The sequence below is a fragment of the Photobacterium ganghwense genome (genome assembly GCF_017329545.1).
Lineage (GTDB): Bacteria > Pseudomonadota > Gammaproteobacteria > Enterobacterales > Vibrionaceae > Photobacterium > Photobacterium ganghwense.
On record NZ_CP071325.1, the window covers coordinates 1,162,993 to 1,181,113 of the forward strand.

Genomic DNA, 18,121 nt, shown 5'->3' on the forward strand with positions numbered 1-18,121 from the left:
CTCACTTATTGAGTGTTTTTCATTGATAAGGAATGCAGGTAACGATTTTTCAGGTGCATTATTAGTGGTTACATCGGAGTGTTTTTTGAGGAAAGTTAAGGGCAAAAAGCAGCCTATCATTCGCCTTTCTGGGGGGCAGCGCTTACTGGAAAGCTTCTTAATTGTTGGCATTCTGGCTGCTATTTTTATCATGATCGCCTTGCTCAGCTTTAATCCGGCAGATCCTTCCTGGTCTCAGACCGCATGGGAAGGGCCGGTTCAGAATAAAGCTGGGGCATTGGGAGCGCTGGTGGCAGATACCCTTCTGTTTACTTTGGGCTCGTTAGCGTATCCGTTACCGGCCGTGATCATTCTTACAGCCTGGGTATTGTTCCGTCGTCGTGAACAACCTCTGAAGCTGGATTACATGATTTACGGTACGCGTCTGTTGGGCCTGCTGGTACTATTCGTAGCCAGCTGCGGTCTGGCGGATTTGAACTTCGATGACATCTGGTACTTCTCGTCTGGTGGTGTGATTGGCGATGTAGTCTCCAATATGGCGCTGCCGCTGTTTAATCTGCTGGGTGCGACACTGGTACTCATGTTTGCCTGGGCTGTCGGTTTTACCCTGTTTACCGGTATTTCCTGGCTCAATATTGTCGATTTTCTGGGGGAGAATACCCTGAAATCGATGGCCGGTATGCTGAACAAGGTACGTTCGGACCGTTCTGAAACCCTGACGCCGTTTGCCGCTGATATTCCGGATGAGCACCAGACCGAATTTGGTAAGCAGCTGATTCAGCAAATGGCCACTGAGCCGGATGCTGATGACGTCCTGCTGGCATCAAGCAGTGATGCTCAGGCTGCGAAGGCCGCAAAACAGGCTGAAGATCGGCATGTTTTCGCTCGAAAAGAGCCGCAATTTGGTGAACCGGGGCAAGCCGCAGATCCTTTGTTGTCTTCCCCGGCGGCGAAAGCGGAACACGGTGCTGGTTCTGAGCCTATGATTGTGATGCCGGAGCGACGCTTGCGTCAGCCTGTCCAGCCACAACAGCCGGGTGCAGGACAGGCAGTGGCTGCGCAAGCGCCTCAACCAGCAATGGTTCAGGGGGTGAATGCGTCGGTTGCTCAGGCTCCCCAGGCTACCGCTCCTCAGACTATGATTTCTCAGGTACATGCGCCTCAGACACATGCTGCTCAGGTGAATGCTTCTCAGCCTCATCAAACTCAGCCCCAGACTGGTACGCATACGTCGCCGAGCCCGGTTCAGCCGGTGTCATCTCAGCCCGTTGCTATGCAGCAGCCGCAAGCAATGCATCCGCACGGCCAGGCTGTAGCAACGCCTGAGCCGGTACGTCCATCAGAACGGCTTTCCGCTGTGCCTCAAGTGCAGCCTCAAACTGTGTCGGCCTCAACCGCACCAAGTGCAATTCAGCCAAGTACATCTCATCAAAGTGCAGCTCAACAAAGCGCGACTCGACAAAATGCGTCTCTGCAAAATACGCAGCCGCAGAGTGCGGCACAGCCAAATACCCCGCAGCTAAATACCTCGCAGTCAGGTGTTTCGCCGTCTGGCGTCGCAACTGCCACTTCTGTGATTGAATCCGCATCGTCGCTGCAGCCCACGCAGCAAGCGAAAGGGATGACCATCGCAGATCTGGAGCGTGAACTCGAAAGAGATGAAAACTTTACGGTGTATGTCGAAGATAGCGATGCTTTGCTGAAGGCCAGCGAAGCGGAAATGTCGGCTTCTGAACCAAGTACTGAGCCTCACCGTTACCCAGAGTCCCGTAACGAATCTTCATATTCCGAGCCTGAACTGGACCAGGAACCGTCTCAGTCGCTGTCAGAGGTATATACACCGGAAAATGAACCGGCATATTCATCCTCGGTTCATACCCAGCCAGTTACAACAGCTACACAGTCGGTTACGGAAACATCGTTTGCAGCAGCACCGATGCCGTCGTCTGAGATCGAGATTGGTGTGCAGGACGGGATGTCTGAACTGGAACGTGCAGAGCAACATGCCAGTGTTGACAGCGATGATGATTATGATGACGACTTCGATGATGCACAAAGCGATGCTGATCTGAGTGATGAAGAGGCTTTCCTGAAGAAAATCCGGGATGCCCAGAAAGCGCAGGCACATGCAGCCGGTCTGGATAATCCATTCCTGATGAAGCGGGAAGAGGACTTACCGGTACCGACTACGCCGATGCCAACCATCGAACTGTTGCAACCAGCAAGACAGACGGTACAGCCGGCAACAGAGGAAGAACTGAAGCAAACGGCCATGCTGGTTGAATCAAAGCTGGCGGATTACAAGATCAAGGCGAAGGTGGTCGGGGTTTACCCAGGGCCGGTTATTACCCGTTACGAGCTGGATCTGGCGCCGGGTGTGAAAGTCAGCCGTATTTCCGGTTTGGCGAAAGACCTTGCTCGGGCGTTGTCTGCCTCTGCGGTGCGGGTTGTGGAAGTGATTCCGGGCAAACCGTACGTCGGCCTTGAACTGCCGAACGTCAGCCGCGAAACGGTTTATATGTCGGAAGTGATCGCCAGTGATAACTTCCAGCACAAGAAGGGCGCACTGCCTATCGTGCTGGGCTATGACATTGCCGGTGAAGCGGTAGTGGCAGATCTGAGCAAAATGCCTCACTTGCTGGTGGCCGGCACAACCGGTTCCGGTAAATCGGTCGGGGTGAACGTGATGATTCTCAGCTTGCTCTACAAGTGCAAGCCGGAAGATTGTCGTTTCATCATGATTGACCCGAAAATGCTGGAGCTGTCGATTTACGAAGGAATTCCGCACCTGCTGACCGAAGTTGTGACCGACATGAAAGACGCGGGGAACGCGCTGCGTTGGTGTGTGGGTGAAATGGAACGTCGCTATAAGTTAATGGCCGCGTGCGGGGTGCGTAACCTGGCTGGCTTCAATGCCAAGCTGAAAGAAGCGGCTGCTGCTGGTCACCCAATTCACGACCCACTGTGGCGACCGGGTGACAGCATGGACGAGTATCCGCCGTTGCTGGAAAAAATGCCTAGCATCGTGGTTATCGTTGATGAATTTGCTGATTTGATGATGGTGGTCGGCAAGAAAGTGGAAGAGCTGATTGCTCGTTTGGCTCAGAAAGCGCGTGCTGCGGGTATCCACCTGGTACTGGCAACGCAACGTCCGTCGGTTGACGTTATTACCGGTCTGATTAAGGCCAACATTCCAAGTCGTATGGCCTTTACGGTCTCGACCAAAACCGATTCCCGTACCATTCTGGATCAGGGCGGTGCAGAATCGCTGCTTGGAATGGGTGATATGCTTTACTTACCGGCGGGACAAAACCACCCGATTCGGGTACACGGTGCCTTTGCGTCCGATGACGATGTACACAATGTCGTGAACGACTGGAAAGCCCGAGGTAAACCGCAGTACATCGAAGGGATTCTGGATACAGATCAAGGGGCTGATGGCCTGTTGCCGGGCGAAGCGCCGGTGGCTGGAGACGATGACCTGGATCAGCTGTTTGACGAAGTGGCGCAGTTTGTTGCTGAATCTCGTCGCGGCTCAGTATCCGGGGTGCAGCGTCGATTCAAGATCGGTTACAACCGTGCGGCCCGTATTGTCGAGCAGCTGGAGGCCCATGGCATTGTCAGTGCTCCGGGGCATAACGGCAATCGCGAAGTGCTGGCACCGCCGCCACCGCCTCGAGATTAACCCATTACAAACGGCCTGCTGTATCAGCGGGCCGATAATAAGGTAAACACGAATGATTAAAAAAATCGCATTGAGTCTGCTGGTTTCTGCTCCGTTATGGCTGTCAGCGCAAGCATGGGCAACGCCTCAGCAGGAGCTGACCACGCGCTTGGCAAAAGTGAATGCTTTCACGGCCAACTTTAAACAAACAGTAATCAGCCCTGATGGCGATGTGCTGGTTGAAGGCAAGGGCGACGTGGCGATCAAGCGCCCGAACCTGTTCCGTTGGAATACTAAGACTCCAGACGAAAACATTCTGATTTCTGACGGCCGTACACTGTGGTATTACAGCCCGTTCATTGAGCAGGTGACAGCCATGTGGCTCAGAGATGCGACCGAACAGACGCCATTTGTGCTGTTAACGCGAAACAGTGCTGCCGACTGGCAGAAATACAATGTGTCGCAAACGGTGGATACGTTCACCCTGACTCCGAAGAGCGGTGCTTCATCAATGGGCAAGTTTATTGTGACTGTGGCTAAAAATGGTGAAGTGCGGAGTTTCTCTGTGATTGAGCAAGATGGCCAGCGCAGCAACTTTGCTTTCAGCCAGTTCAACAAAACGGTGCCTGCGACGAGTCTGTTTACCTTTACGCCGCCAAAAGGCGTCGAATTGGATGATCAGCGCCAGTAAGGCGCCAGATATCCCTCATCGTTACAATGATTATGTTTAGGTGGTGTAATGCCACCTAATTTTGTTTTTAAGGAGTGGTTCATTTGAATAACTTCAGCCTTGATTTCTCATCGGATTTTCGCCCGTTGGCGGCCCGGATGAGACCACGTACTGTCCAGGAATACATTGGCCAGAAGCACATTCTGGGGGAAGGGAAACCGCTCCGTCGTGCACTGGAAGCCGGCCATCTTCACTCAATGATCCTGTGGGGGCCACCGGGTACGGGGAAAACCACGCTGGCTGAAGTCGCCGCTCACTATGCCAATGCGGAGGTCGAGCGGGTGTCTGCGGTGACCTCCGGGGTCAAAGACATCCGTGCGGCGATTGATAAAGCCCGTGACAATAAAATGGCCGGACGGCGCACCATCTTGTTTGTGGATGAGGTACATCGCTTCAATAAAAGCCAGCAGGATGCGTTCTTGCCGCATATTGAAGACGGTACTGTCACGTTTATTGGCGCTACCACGGAAAATCCCTCATTTGAGCTGAACAACGCGCTGTTGTCCCGTGCGCGTGTTTATAAGCTCAAATCACTTGAGAAAGCGGATATTCTCGCGGTGATTGAACAGGCGCTGGCTGACAGAGAACGCGGAATCAGCGAAACCAATCTGTACTTTGTCGAAGACGTGAAGGAGCGTCTGGCTGAACTGGTCGGCGGGGATGCCAGAATGTCCCTCAACTACCTTGAACAGCTGATCGATATGGCCGAGGAAGATGAGAAAGGCGTTAAGCAGATCACGCTCGCCTTGCTGGCGGAGGTCGCCGGCGAAAAGATTGCCCGCTTCGATAACAAGGGGGATTTGTGGTACGACATGATTTCTGCAGTCCACAAGTCAATCCGCGGCTCCAGCCCGGACGGTGCATTGTACTGGTTCGCCCGGATGCTGCAGGCGGGATGTGACCCGCTCTATGTTGCCCGCCGCTTGCTGGCGATTGCGTCAGAAGATATCGGCAATGCTGACCCGCGTGCGATGCAGGTGGCAGTATCTGCCTGGGACTGCTTTACCCGTGTCGGGGCATATGAAGGTGAACGGGCCATTGCGCAGGCGATTGTGTATCTGGCCTGTGCGCCAAAGAGCAATGCTGTTTATACCGCCTTCAAGCAGGCGAAGCAGGATGCGGCGAACCATCCCGACTATGAAGTGCCACATCACTTACGGAATGCACCGACCAAACTGATGAAAGAACTGGGTTACGGGCAGGAATACCGGTATGCGCATGATGAACCCGGAGCCTACGCGGCCGGTGAGTGTTATTTCCCGCAGGAGCTGGCCGGGACGCGTTACTATCACCCGACTAACAGGGGTCTTGAGACCAAAATTGCCGAAAAGTTAGATTATCTCGCTTCATTAGATGCAAAAAGCGCGTCAAAGCGCTATCAATAATAGGGCTTTTTGGGTATTGTTGATAAATCAGCGTTAGCGCCGCTAACGTATTATGATTCAAAAATTATTTAGCCATCGCATTGGCTAAATAATGTGCATTTTAGATCGTTATGAGCACAGGATTAGCATGCTAGATTCTAAATTACTTCGAACTGAGCTGGACGCAACAGCCGAAAAATTAGCGCGCCGTGGTTTCACACTTGATGTTGAACTACTTCGTTCCTTAGAAGAAAAGCGTAAGACTCTTCAGGTCCAAACCGAAGAGCTGCAGGCACTGCGTAACTCCCGATCGAAGTCCATTGGTCAAGCGAAAGCGAAGGGCGATCACGAAGAAGCCGAGCGCATCCTGGCGGAAGTAGGTAACCTGGGCTCTGAGCTGGACGAAGCAAAGAAAGCCCTGTCTGCACTGCAAGCTGAACTCGATACCATTACTCAGACTGTTCCTAACCTGCCAGATGACTCTGTGCCGGTAGGTAAAGACGAAGAAGATAACGTTGAGATTTCACGTTGGGGTGAGCCAAAAACTTACGACTTCGAAGTGAAGGATCACGTTGACCTGGGTGAGCTGGGTGGTGGCCTGGATTTCGCTAGCGCGGTGAAAATCTCGGGTGCTCGCTTTATCGTCATGAAAGGCCAATTTGCCCGTCTGCACCGTGCGATTGCTCAGTTTATGCTGGATCTGCACACTGACGAGCACGGCTACACCGAGATGTACGTACCGTACCTGGTGAATGCAGACAGCCTGTTTGGTACTGGCCAGTTGCCGAAATTCGGCGCAGACCTGTTCCACGCTCAGCCACTGACTGAGAAAGTGAATGATGAAGAGCCACGTACACTGTCTCTGATTCCGACGGCAGAAGTGCCTGTGACCAACTTGGTACGCGACACCATCACTGAAGAGGCAGATCTGCCACTGAAGATGACGGCGCACACGCCATGTTTCCGTTCTGAAGCGGGCTCATACGGTCGCGATACGCGCGGTCTGATCCGTATGCACCAGTTCGATAAAGTTGAACTGGTTCAGATTACCCGTCCGGAAGACTCAATGGCTGCGCTGGAAGAACTGACTGGCCATGCTGAGAAGGTTCTGCAATTGCTGGAACTGCCATACCGTAAAGTCGTGCTGTGTACTGGCGACATGGGCTTCGGCGCATGTAAGACTTACGATCTGGAAGTGTGGGTACCTGCTCAGGGTACATACCGCGAGATTTCTTCATGTTCTAACATGTGGGATTTCCAGGCGCGTCGTATGCAGGCTCGCTTCCGCCGTAAAGGTGAGAAGAAACCTGAACTGGTTCACACGCTGAACGGTTCTGGTCTGGCAGTAGGTCGTACCATGGTGGCTATCATGGAAAACAACCAGGAAGCTGACGGTCGTATCCGTATTCCAGCAGTGCTGCAGAAGTACATGGGTGGCGCGACGCACATTGGCTAAGATTAATTTAGTTAATCCTTCCCTAAACATTAAAAACCGGCCTGATGGCCGGTTTTTTTATGCCTGAAATGTGGTTTGTGAACCGCTTCTTCTGAGCTCTGCCTAGTGCCCGTTAACAGGAAGCATTAACACCACTGGCCTATTGGCTGGAATCGCCAAAAACTCGGTTATAGGTGGTTAAAGGGCAATACACTTGTACCCTGATGTTGATGCAGTTCGGGCAGTTTGACCTCGACCTCATTGGCTATTTCCGCCAGCATGCTATCGAACAGTTGAAACAGTGTGTCTGATACCTGCTGGGAGAACTGGTAGAGTGCATCCCGAACCTGGTCTTCATCGGCAACGTAGAGCGGAATATCGTCAAACTGGCCAAACAGGGTATCCAGTATCAGTGGGGGGACAGGCTCATGAATGGGCAGAGTCATTTGCCCCAGTCGACGTTTCAATATTTGCAGGTGCAGACGTAATTCCCTTTCCATCGCAGGGCTACCGACCGAAAAGTTATGAATGGTGTAGCGAAAGCGACTCAGGCTGTCGATTGCATTCAGAGTCACCGGCCATACTGCCTGATAGTGGTTGAAGATATGATTCTGCTCGGCCGCAATCAGGCTCTGTGTGATGGTATCGTCAATCAGGTAAAGAACATGCCGAATAAGCTTGCCGTGTTCTACTTGGTTGCGCTGCAGCGAATAGCTGGGCCATTCCTCAAGCAGGTTGTGGAGCCGCTTAGCTAAAATGCGATACATCGGGCGATTGCTCGGTTCGGCCAGGTTGGTCAGGCTTTGGATTAGGTTTTTGATGGCCCGGCTCTCTGCCAAAGCCGGTGGTTCCGGCTGCGCAGGAGGGGAGCCTGTCGTCGTATTGAGATGAATATTCAGCCATTGGTGGGTCTGGCGTCGGTGAAATCGCAATAAATGAATCAACTGGCGTAAGCCAATCACCTGATTAAAACGGCTTTGCAGCATCAGACGGGTCTGCTTCGCACGGTAAGCGTAAATAGCCAGCGCAAGCGCCACAACAAAGAGTGTGGAAAAAACATAGAGCATTGCTGCCTCCTTGGCGCGATGAAGCCTTAAAGAGACAGTTCAGCAAGTAATGTGCCTGAAAAGTGGCTGATTTACTTTATTTAATTCATTGAATTAAAACTGAAAAACACAGAGTGATTGGAGTAAATAACGCATTGATACTGTAGTGGTGCAACGATGGATCTTTTCAGTGCAAATAAAAAAGCTCCCGAAGGAGCTTTTTCTCTGAGTCATTAACTCTTACCGAGCACTGCTGTTACATATCGCCCTGTGAGGCTGGCTTAGAGTGTGTACCCGTTGCCGGATGCAGATGAACTTCTTCTTCTTTTTCGCCAGCATGCGGGTTGTGGTAACGGGTCAGATCCAGTTCACCCTCAGACTTAGCCACAATACAGGTTACACAACTGTCACCAGTGATGTTGACGGCAGTACGAATCATATCCAGCAGACGGTCAACACCCATGATCAGCGCAATCCCTTCAACCGGCAGGCCAACTTGGTTCAGCACCATAGCCAGCATGATCAGGCCGACACCCGGCACACCGGCTGTACCAATTGATGCCAGAGTCGCTGTCAGAATCACAGCCATGTAGTCACTCATGGTCAGATCGATGTTAAACGCCTGTGCGATGAACGCTGTCGCCACACCTTGCATGATTGCAGTGCCATCCATGTTGATGGTCGCACCCAAAGGAACAGTGAATGACGCGATACGGTTGCTGACACCCAGGCGTTTAGTCGCGGTTTCCATCGTGATCGGGATGGTCGCGTTAGACGAAGCCGTTGAGAAAGCAAACATGATGGCATCTTCCATTTTCTTCAGGAAGATTTTCGGGCTCAGACCAGAGAAGATCTTCAGCATTGAGCTGTAAACAACCAGACCGTGAATCAGCAGAGTACAAGACAGAACCAGGAAGTAACCGAACAGATTGAAGATTGCATCAATGCCCAGACCTGTGAACAGTTTTGCCATCAGGAAGAACACACCAAACGGTGCCACGTGCATCAGCAGCGCAACCAGCTTCATGATGACTTCGTTCAGGTCCGCAAAAACTCCGGCAATACGTTCCCCTGCTTCGCCCGCAGCACTGATGGCAATACCAAACAGAATAGCAAATACGATGATCTGCAGTGTGTTACCGTTCGCCATTGAACTGATTGGGTTTGTCGGGAACATGCCGATAATAACTTGTCCCAGTGATGGGGCTTCTTTCGCGGCAAAGGTAGTCGCCGCAGACAGATCGGCACCAGCCCCTGGCTGGAACAGGTTACCCATTACCAGTGCCAGAGTAATGGCAATGGCTGTCGTTGCCAGATAGAAGGCCAGCGTTTTTCCTCCCAAACGGCCCAGCGTGCTGAGATCCTTCAGGGTACTGGTACCGCAAACCAGAGAAACAAAGACCAGAGGCACAACCAGCATTTTCAGGCTGGCAATGAAAATAGCCCCGCCGACCTCAAACAGGCCGTTAACAATATATTCGTGAACAAAAGAATCTTCAGAAAAGAGGGAACGAATAATAAACCCGGTCAGGATGCCCAGCACCATACCGAGAATGACTCGGCCGGTAAGGGACATTTTTTTCTTTTGAGTTTGCATGAAAAGAACACTCCTTATAATTATTCACTCTGTCAGTCATTCGTCAGAGTGCGGAGCAGGTTAACAGCAGTTCTGGTGTTAATGCGAAGTAAAATGCTGTTTAATAATCAAAGGTATGTTTTAGATCACACTTTTATCAATAACGACAAGTGCTGAAAACAATGTTTTTAACCAAATTTTAACCTTGGTGATAATAATAGCTCGATTTTTATGTCGTGAATTGGATTGAAGATAATTTTTACGTTGCTTTTGCGGTTTGGTGTGATGAGGATCGGTTTCAGAGTTTTACGCTGTTAACATTTTTGCAGAGCATATATTGATAGCCTCTTCCTGAATTCGAGTGCTCATATGTAACTTATTGGTTAAAAAGGATTTGTCTTCACTTAATAGGTTTTGGCGGCGGCGTATTTATTTTGCGCGCTAAGTTGCATACTTATTCTTGTGTGCAAACTTGTGTACTAAGAGGAAGCCTTCTGTGTAAAGGGACGCATCAAAAAGTCTACCTGCGCCCTTGTCACTATGGTCGCGACCGATCAAGTCGCAAAAAAGCTAGCGGTCAACATACAGACAGACGGCAAATACCCAAAAGCGAAAAAGCGAAAAAGCGAAAAAGCGAAAAAGCGCATATACGCGAGGCACAAAGACAAACATACAGTGTTCGCTGATGCTGGTGGGTTGAAGTGAAAGGGAAGCTTCAAGGCTCACAATGCAGAAATGATTGCGTAGGGGCGAAACGAAAGCTCTGCAGCATTTGGGCTAGAGTGGCTCTAAGGTTTAACAGGAGCCAGCAAGCCAGATTTGGATAAGTAAGCCCGCACAAATGGCGGGAGAATAAAAAAGGAGCCCGAAGGCTCCTTTTTTTAACGATAGTTCATAACAACAGGTTACCGGTTAAAGGTAACCGGGCGTCGACTTACATGACGCGCATGCCAGGCTGTGCGCCTTCGTGCGGCTCAAGCAGCCATAGGTCTTTACCGCCTGGGCCAGCAGCCAGCACCATGCCTTCAGACATGCCGAATTTCATCTTACGTGGCTTCAGGTTTGCCACCATGACAGTGTACTTACCAATCAAATCTTCAGGGCTGTAAGCTGACTTGATGCCTGAGAAGACCTGACGGGTTTCGCCGCCCAGATCCAGCTGCAGCTTCAGCAGTTTGTCTGCTTTTGGCACGGCTTCACACGCAATGATTTTGGCGATACGCAGGTCTACTTTCGCGAAGTCATCAAATTCGATTTCGTCAGCGATTGGCTCTTCTGCCAGTGCACCCGCCGCGGCTGGTTTAGCCGACGCTGCTTCATCAGCCGCTTTTTCCGCTGCTGCTTCTTCTTTCGAGGTTTCGATCATCGCTTCAACGAACTTAGGATCGATACGGTTGAACAGTGCTTTGAACTTAGCGATTTCATGGTTGGTCAGCGGTTGTGCCAGACCTTCCCATGTCAGGGCGTTATTCAGGAAGGCTTCACAGCGTTCTGCCAGTTTTGGCATAACCGGTTTCAGGTAAGTCATCAGAACACGGAACAGGTTAAGGCTCACAGAACACACATCCTGCAGCTCCTGATCTTTGCCTTCTTCCTTGGCCAGAACCCATGGTGCTTTCTCGTCAACGTACTGGTTCGCTTTGTCAGCCAGTGCGGTGATTTCACGGATAGCACGGCCAAACTCACGTGTTTCGTACAGCTCTGCAATACGGTCAGACGCTGCAACAAACTCTGCGTACAGTTCTGGCTCGACACAAATGTCAGACAGCTTGCCGTCAAAGCGCTTGCTGATGAAGCCGGCATTACGGGAAGCCAGGTTAACAATCTTGTTCACCACGTCACTGTTAACACGCTGGGTGAAGTCTTCCAGATTCAGGTCCAGGTCGTCGATACGGCTGTTCAGTTTTGCCGCGTAGTAGTAACGCAGGCATTCCGGATCCAGGTGTTTCAGGTAAGTGCTGGCCTTAACGAAAGTACCGCGAGATTTTGACATCTTGGCACCGTTTACGGTCACATAGCCGTGAACGAATACATTGCTTGGTTTACGCAGACCCGCACCTTCCAGCATTGCAGGCCAGAACAGGCTGTGGAAGTAAACAATGTCTTTACCGATGAAGTGGTACAGTTCGGTTGAGCTGTCTTTGTTCCAGAACTCGTCGAAGTTCAGGTCACCGCGTTTGTCACACAGGTTTTTGAATGAGCCCATGTAGCCGATTGGTGCATCCAGCCATACGTAGAAGTATTTACCGGTTTCACCTGGGATCTCGAAGCCAAAGTATGGCGCATCACGCGAGATATCCCACTGTTGCAGGCCGGATTCAAACCATTCCTGCATTTTATTCGCGGTTTCTTCCTGCAGGGCACCAGATTTGGTCCACGCCTGTAGCATGCCTTCAAACTGAGGCAGGTCGAAGAAGAAGTGCTCAGAATCTTTCATTACTGGCGTTGCGCCGGAAACTGCCGACTTAGGATTGATCAGCTCAGTCGGGCTGTAAGTTTCACCACAGCTTTCACAGTTGTCGCCGTACTGGTCTTCAGCCTTACACTTCGGACAGGTTCCTTTAACGAAACGATCCGGCAGGAACATTTCTTTTTCCGGGTCAAATAGCTGAGAAATGGTGCGACTGGTGATGAAGCCGTTTTCTTTCAGTTTGGTGTAAACGAAAGACGCCAGCTCGCGGTTCTCATCAGAGTGCGTGCTGTGGTAGTTGTCGAAGCTAATATCGAAGCCAGCAAAGTCAGCCTGGTGCTCTTTGCTCACTTCGGCAATCATTTGCTCAGGTTCCATACCCATCTTCTGGGCCTTAAGCATGATTGGAGTACCGTGTGCATCGTCTGCACAGATGAAATGAACTTCGTTGCCGCGAAGGCGCTGATAGCGCACCCAGATATCCGCTTGCACATGCTCTAGCATGTGACCCAAGTGGATCGAACCGTTAGCGTACGGTAGGGCGCAGGTCACCAGAATTTTTCTTGGATTTGCAGCCATAGTGTCTTATTTCGCTCATGATGGGTAATAAAAACGTAGTCTTGAATACTACCTGATGGATAACTCGTTGCCTAGGAGGATCTGAGGTTTATGGCGGTAAACCAGAAGCGTAGGCTTTTCATTGGTGATAGGATGAAAAGAAAGAGTAAAAATGGAGCGCTAAATAACCATGAGTGACTCAATGATCCGATTTGAGAGCGTCGCAGACATTACCCGCTGGCTTAATCAGTTTGAGCATCCCTGGCTTCACGAAGAGTGGGCTGATACACCCAATTGGGTGTCAGTCTCGGCAACCGGTACGATTTCCGTTGTGTTCCCCTTTGCCGCCGCCACGGTTGTTGAATTACTGGAACAATGGATTTTCAGTCAGCAGCAGGCCAACCATATTCCCGCAGAAGCGAAGTTTGCCTTCTCATGCCGGGTTGCGCCGCTGGCTGCCGGTGAGAAACAGCCACTGCGCGGGGTGAAGAACATTGTCGTTGTCAGTTCGGCTAAAGGGGGCGTAGGTAAATCCACAACGGCGGTTAATTTAGCGCTGGGCTTGCAGGCGCAGGGTGCCAAAGTGGGTCTGCTGGATGCCGACATTTATGGCCCGTCAGTACCGATGATGCTGGGAGCAACCGACGAGAAACCGCAGTCAACGGATGGCAAGCACATGCTGCCGGTCGAGTCATGTGGTTTGTACACCAACTCTATAGGGTATCTGGTGCCGGCTGAGAATGCCGCAATCTGGCGGGGACCGATGGCGTCCAAAGCACTGTCGCAGATCGTGATGGAAACCTGGTGGCCGGATCTGGACTACCTGGTTATCGACATGCCTCCGGGTACCGGCGATATTCAGCTGACGCTGGCACAGCAGATCCCGGTTACCGGCGCGGTGGTGATCACTACGCCGCAGGATCTGGCGCTGGCCGATGCGATTAAAGGGGTCAGTATGTTTAATAAGGTGGATGTCCCGGTTGTCGGGGTAGTGGAGAACATGAGTTACCATATCTGCAGCCAGTGCGGTCACCATGAACCGATTTTTGGTACCGGTGGTGCAGAACGCATGGCCAAAGAGTATGCGGTCCCGCTTCTGGCCCAGTTGCCGTTGCATATTAAAATTCGGGAAGATATCGATCAGGGTAAGCCGACGGTAGCTGCTTCACCGGAGTCTGAGCAGGCACAAACCTACATTGAACTGGCCGGAAATGTGGCCAGCCGTTTGTACTGGCAGGGTACCCCGGTGGCGGAGCAAATTACCATTCGCACCATGTAACCGATTGCTTTTTCTAAGTTGCAGACATTCTGACCAAATGCCGCGGAAGCCGTATTTTTACTGGCATCTGCGGCCACAACTGCCTATAATCAGGCGGTTTATTTATGCCAAATTATACCTGTTTCAAACAATGTACCGGGCATCCCGATGCGAGCAGTGTTTTGTTTAGACAGGTATTTTTCACCTCGCTAAGTTGTTTCACAGGTGCTTTCTGATATGTCTGAACACTCACACCAATGCGTTATTATCGGTATTGCAGGTGCCTCTGCATCCGGTAAAAGTCTGATCGCCAGTACAGTTTATAAAGAGCTAAAAGAAAAAGTAGGCGATCATCAGATCGGTGTTATCACGGAAGATTGTTACTACAACGATCAAAGTCACCTGAGCATGGAAGAGCGGGTTAAGACGAACTACGACCATCCAAATGCCCTTGACCACGATTTGCTTTGCGACCACCTGCAAAAGCTGATTAACGGTGAAGCGGTTGAAGTTCCTCGTTACAGTTATAGCGAACACACTCGTATGGAAGAAACCACCACTCTGACGCCGAAAAAGGTGATCATTCTGGAAGGTATTCTGCTGCTTACGGATCCTCGCCTGCGTGAACTGATGCACGCCAGCGTATTTATGGATACGCCGCTGGACATCTGCCTGCTGCGTCGTCTGCAGCGTGACGTGGCGGAACGTGGTCGTACAATGGAATCTGTTCTGGCACAGTATCAGAAAACTGTTCGTCCGATGTTTATGCAGTTCATTGAACCGTCTAAGCAATATGCAGACATCATCGTGCCTCGCGGCGGTAAGAACCGTATCGCGATCGATGTACTGAAAGCCCACATTGGTAAGCTACTGCGCGCATAATTGTTTCGTGTATAATCAATCCTTTCAATCAGGCAGCATCCGCTGCCTGTTTTTTTATGGTTCAGAAAACTTACAGCAAAATTATTTGTCTTTATCAGAGAGATACGTTTAGGCTTCTCGTTGAAATGCGCTGTTGAAATGGGGATTCAATGAAAAAGATTTTATTTGCCTTACTGGCAATTGTGCTGGTCGTGGTGATCGGCATTGCAGCTCTGCTGGCACTGGTTGACCCAAACCAGTTCAAGCCAATGATTGCCGAGCAGGTTAAGAAAGCCACCGGGCGTGAGCTGGTAATGGACGGGGATATCAGCTGGCGCTTTTTCCCAAGCGTGGGGCTGGTTATCGGAAAAACGGAATTCCGTAATCCGGCAGGGTTTGCGGAAGAAAACCTGATGCGTTTTGACCGTGCAGAGTTGTCAGTATCGGTATTGCCGCTACTGTCAAATCAGCTGGAAATTGGCAATGTCAGCCTGCACGGCGGCCGGGTATTTATCCAAACGCTGAAATCAGGTAAGAGCAACCTGGATGGCCTGGGACAGGCAAAAGACGAATCCGGAGCTGACACCTCAGCACAGGATACGGCTAAAGACACGGCCAATGCGCCGAAGCAAGCATGGGCTCTGTCACTGGAAGGCATTGAAATTGTGGATGCCAGTGCAGTGATTCGTGACGATAAAGCCGGTACGCTGACACAGGTCGACAAACTGGACTTTGTACTGAATCGCTTTGCGCCCGGTGAGTGGACCGCAGCCAGCTTTGACGTAACGGGCAAAAACGGTGAACTGAACTTCCAGGCGAAAGGCAATACTGAGCTGATGATTGCCAAAGCGATGGACACGGCTGAGCTGAAAAAGCTGAGTCTTCAAGCTGTAGTTAATGATCCGAAAAACGACATTCGTGGTTTTACCCTGGCGATGGATCAGTTCAAACTGGGTGAATGGTCGGCGATCGAGTTCGCGGTAGAAGGTCAGATTCCGGATTTGACGTTCGATGCCAAAGGCTCGACCCGCCTGAAAATGGATCCAGCATTAACTGTTGTTGATGTGCAAGCGTTGGATATGAAAGCTGACCTGAAGGGGGCGGCACTGCCGCGTCCGGAAATGAAGGTAGCCCTGAAAACCGATGCGACTTATCAGCTGAAAGAGCAGAAGGCGACTCTGTCGAACCTTGCGGCGGATATCGATGAACTGTCGTTGACTGGTAAAGGCTCATTTAAGTCTGCCAATGTGCCAGTCATTCGCATTGATTTGGCCTCAGACAACATTGATCTGGATGCCTTCCTGGGTACGGAAAAATCGGCACAGGAGCAGGCGGCAACACCGGCTGAAGGTGGCCAGAAACCACAGGCTCCGGCAGCGGCCAAAGATAAGGACGCAGAGCCGGATCTGTCGGCACTGAAAACCGTTGATTTGGCAGCGAATGTAGCAATCGGCAAATTCAAAGCCGCTAATGCCAAGCTGAGCGATGTGTTGCTGAAACTGACCATCAAAAACGGTGTGCTGAACATGTCATCGCTGGATGCCAAATTGTATCAAGGCAGTATTCACGCTACCGCGAAGCTGGATGCGAACGGCAAACTGCCAACTTACCGAGTGAACAAACAAATCAAAGGCGTTCAGGTTCACCCATTGCTGATGGATGTGGCGCAAAACGATGTGTTGGCCGGTACGGGCGATATCAGTGTTAACCTGTCAGGCACTGGTCTGTCGGAAAATCGTATTCGCCAGAACGTTGCCGGCACACTGGCGATTAACTTTGCTGATGGCGCGATCTACGGTGTAAACATTCCTGAAATGATCCGTGAAGCGCGTGCGACCCTGAAAGGCAAGAAAGCCGACTATGTCGAAGAAGAGCGTAAAACGGACTTCTCTGCCATGAAAGCGACTTTCAAGGTAGGCAATGGGGTGGCCTCAACCGATAACATCGATGTCGATTCACCGCTGTTACGGGTGGATGGCAAGGGTTCGACCAACCTGATGTCTGAAGAGCTCAACTTCCTGATCAACACCTCTCTGGTGGCAACCAGCAAAGGGCAGGGCGGTAAAGACATTGATGAAGTGGCTAACTTGACTGTGCCGATTGATGTGAAAGGTAACTGGACGGAGCCGAAATTCGGGCTGAATCTGGCAATGCTGCTGAAGCAGAATAACGAGCTGGAGAAGAAAGCCAAGAAAGAGGTTGAGCGCGGTCTGGAGAAACTGTTGGGTGACAAAGCCAAAGATGAAGGCGTTAAAGACGTGGCCGACAAGCTGCTGAAAGGGCTTTTCAACTAAGTTGATCAATTAAAAATTGTTCAGCTAAGCATTGTTTAACTAAGCATCGTTCAACGCATAGCAGCTCAGCTAATTTTGCTCAATGAAGAGCTGTTTAAACTCAGGACTGTTCAACGAGAGCGAGAGGTTCGCTTTGAATGGGCTCAAGTTGATATCAATACAAGGCCTGCATCTGCAGGCCTTGTTGTTTGTACTGTATCAATGTTATGCTGCTGTGATGAAAAACAGAGTACGGCAGCGAGGTTAGGACCGTTGAGGAAGCCTGAGGATTAGACAAAGGCTTTTTTCTTTTTCTGCGTTTTCTGATGCTCCAGGCTGTCCTGAAACGCTTTGAGTAAATCGACGGCAGACAACATGCCAACCAGCTCGCCAGATTTGTTCAGAACCGGTGCCGCTCCGATCTGGTGTTCCAGAATGGTGCCAATGGCTCTGGACAATGTGTCGTAGGTATGGACGGATACGACATCTGTGCACATGACATCCTGTATCAGCAAATCATCCGTTAGCTGATACTCGTGACCAATCTCCGGGGTTTCATCAACCCAGCCCGGCCGACGCAGTTCCCGATCGCTGACAATGCCGACCAGCTCACCCTGCGCGTCCACCACTGGCAGGTGGCGGATGGCTTCATCTTTCATCATGAAGAATGCCTCCCTCAACCCGGTGTGTGGCTCAACAGTAATGACTTTCGGCGTCATGTATTCAGACACTTTTGTTGGCATCTCATCTCCCCTCTAAGAGTGAATAGCTAAGACTGCATAGCTTGAGTGAATGGTTGTTGCCCTATCCACCCTAGCGAATTCCAGACAGGTTAACTGCGAGCCGCGCCCAAGTTTTACTTTTGTAAACGAATGCGTCTGGCGGGTACGCTTTACATATTGTCTGAGAGCAAAATCTGGTATGGTACGCTCCGGTTTTCATAATC

At 51.0% G+C, this 18,121-nt stretch carries 11 protein-coding genes; 7 read left to right on the top strand and 4 right to left on the bottom strand.

The window, feature by feature from the left end:
• Positions 1 to 85: 85 nt before the first annotated feature.
• The 4 genes from FH974_RS05625 to serS all read left to right on the top strand — a co-directional run bounded on the left by FH974_RS05625 (position 86) and on the right by serS (position 7,214).
• Positions 86 to 3,685: a DNA translocase FtsK 4TM domain-containing protein gene (locus FH974_RS05625; RefSeq protein WP_207103551.1), complete on the top strand. Its 3,600-nt coding sequence runs from the start codon at positions 86 to 88 to the stop codon at positions 3,683 to 3,685.
• Between the two features lie 55 nt (positions 3,686 to 3,740).
• Positions 3,741 to 4,355, top strand: coding sequence for an outer membrane lipoprotein periplasmic chaperone LolA (lolA, locus tag FH974_RS05630; RefSeq protein ID WP_479724822.1), 615 nt, complete (start codon positions 3,741 to 3,743; stop codon positions 4,353 to 4,355).
• Between the two features lie 83 nt (positions 4,356 to 4,438).
• Positions 4,439 to 5,779 (top strand): replication-associated recombination protein A, encoded by a 1,341-nt coding sequence (locus FH974_RS05635; RefSeq protein WP_207103553.1) that lies wholly within the window; start codon positions 4,439 to 4,441, stop codon positions 5,777 to 5,779.
• Between the two features lie 127 nt (positions 5,780 to 5,906).
• Complete coding sequence (gene serS / locus FH974_RS05640) at positions 5,907 to 7,214, top strand: serine--tRNA ligase (protein ID WP_207103554.1); 1,308 nt, start codon at positions 5,907 to 5,909, stop codon at positions 7,212 to 7,214.
• Positions 7,215 to 7,381: 167 nt separating this feature from the next.
• On the opposite strand, the gene FH974_RS05645 is transcribed toward serS, so the two are convergent.
• The 3 genes from FH974_RS05645 to metG form a co-directional block, all read right to left on the bottom strand.
• Entirely contained in the window at positions 7,382 to 8,260 is an 879-nt protein-coding gene (locus FH974_RS05645) for a hypothetical protein (RefSeq protein ID WP_207103555.1), read from the bottom strand.
• 235 nt (positions 8,261 to 8,495) lie between these two features.
• On the bottom strand, positions 8,496 to 9,836 hold the full coding sequence (locus FH974_RS05650) for a dicarboxylate/amino acid:cation symporter (RefSeq protein WP_047883373.1): 1,341 nt from the start codon (positions 9,834 to 9,836) through the stop codon (positions 8,496 to 8,498).
• A 913-nt stretch (positions 9,837 to 10,749) separates the two neighbouring features.
• Complete coding sequence (gene metG, locus FH974_RS05655; protein WP_207103556.1) at positions 10,750 to 12,804, bottom strand: methionine--tRNA ligase; 2,055 nt, start codon at positions 12,802 to 12,804, stop codon at positions 10,750 to 10,752.
• A gap of 181 nt (positions 12,805 to 12,985) precedes the next feature.
• On the opposite strand from metG, the gene apbC reads away from it, so the two are divergent.
• The 3 genes from apbC (at position 12,986) to FH974_RS05670 (ending at position 17,196) form a co-directional block, all read left to right on the top strand.
• Entirely contained in the window at positions 12,986 to 14,062 is a 1,077-nt protein-coding gene (gene apbC, locus FH974_RS05660) for an iron-sulfur cluster carrier protein ApbC (protein WP_207103557.1), read from the top strand.
• 216 nt (positions 14,063 to 14,278) lie between these two features.
• Entirely contained in the window at positions 14,279 to 14,923 is a 645-nt protein-coding gene (gene udk, locus FH974_RS05665; protein ID WP_047883376.1) for a uridine kinase, read from the top strand.
• A gap of 149 nt (positions 14,924 to 15,072) precedes the next feature.
• Complete coding sequence (locus FH974_RS05670) at positions 15,073 to 17,196, top strand: AsmA family protein (RefSeq protein ID WP_207103558.1); 2,124 nt, start codon at positions 15,073 to 15,075, stop codon at positions 17,194 to 17,196.
• A gap of 269 nt (positions 17,197 to 17,465) precedes the next feature.
• Here FH974_RS05670 and FH974_RS05675 read toward each other — a convergent pair whose 3' ends face one another.
• Positions 17,466 to 17,918, bottom strand: coding sequence for a CBS domain-containing protein (locus FH974_RS05675; protein ID WP_047883378.1), 453 nt, complete (start codon positions 17,916 to 17,918; stop codon positions 17,466 to 17,468).
• Positions 17,919 to 18,121: the final 203 nt, after the last annotated feature.

Excerpts from the sequence above, each read along its gene's own strand:
- apbC (WP_207103557.1), top strand. The coding sequence starts at position 12,986 with ATGATCCGATTTGAGAGCGTCGCAGACATTACCCGCTGGCTTAATCAG.
- serS (WP_207103554.1), top strand. The coding sequence starts at position 5,907 with ATGCTAGATTCTAAATTACTTCGAACTGAGCTGGACGCAACAGCCGAA.
- FH974_RS05675 (WP_047883378.1), bottom strand. The coding sequence starts at position 17,918 with ATGCCAACAAAAGTGTCTGAATACATGACGCCGAAAGTCATTACTGTT.
- FH974_RS05670 (WP_207103558.1), top strand. The coding sequence starts at position 15,073 with ATGAAAAAGATTTTATTTGCCTTACTGGCAATTGTGCTGGTCGTGGTG.
- FH974_RS05650 (WP_047883373.1), bottom strand. The coding sequence starts at position 9,836 with ATGCAAACTCAAAAGAAAAAAATGTCCCTTACCGGCCGAGTCATTCTC.
- FH974_RS05645 (WP_207103555.1), bottom strand. The coding sequence starts at position 8,260 with ATGCTCTATGTTTTTTCCACACTCTTTGTTGTGGCGCTTGCGCTGGCT.
- udk (WP_047883376.1), top strand. The coding sequence starts at position 14,279 with ATGTCTGAACACTCACACCAATGCGTTATTATCGGTATTGCAGGTGCC.
- metG (WP_207103556.1), bottom strand. The coding sequence starts at position 12,804 with ATGGCTGCAAATCCAAGAAAAATTCTGGTGACCTGCGCCCTACCGTAC.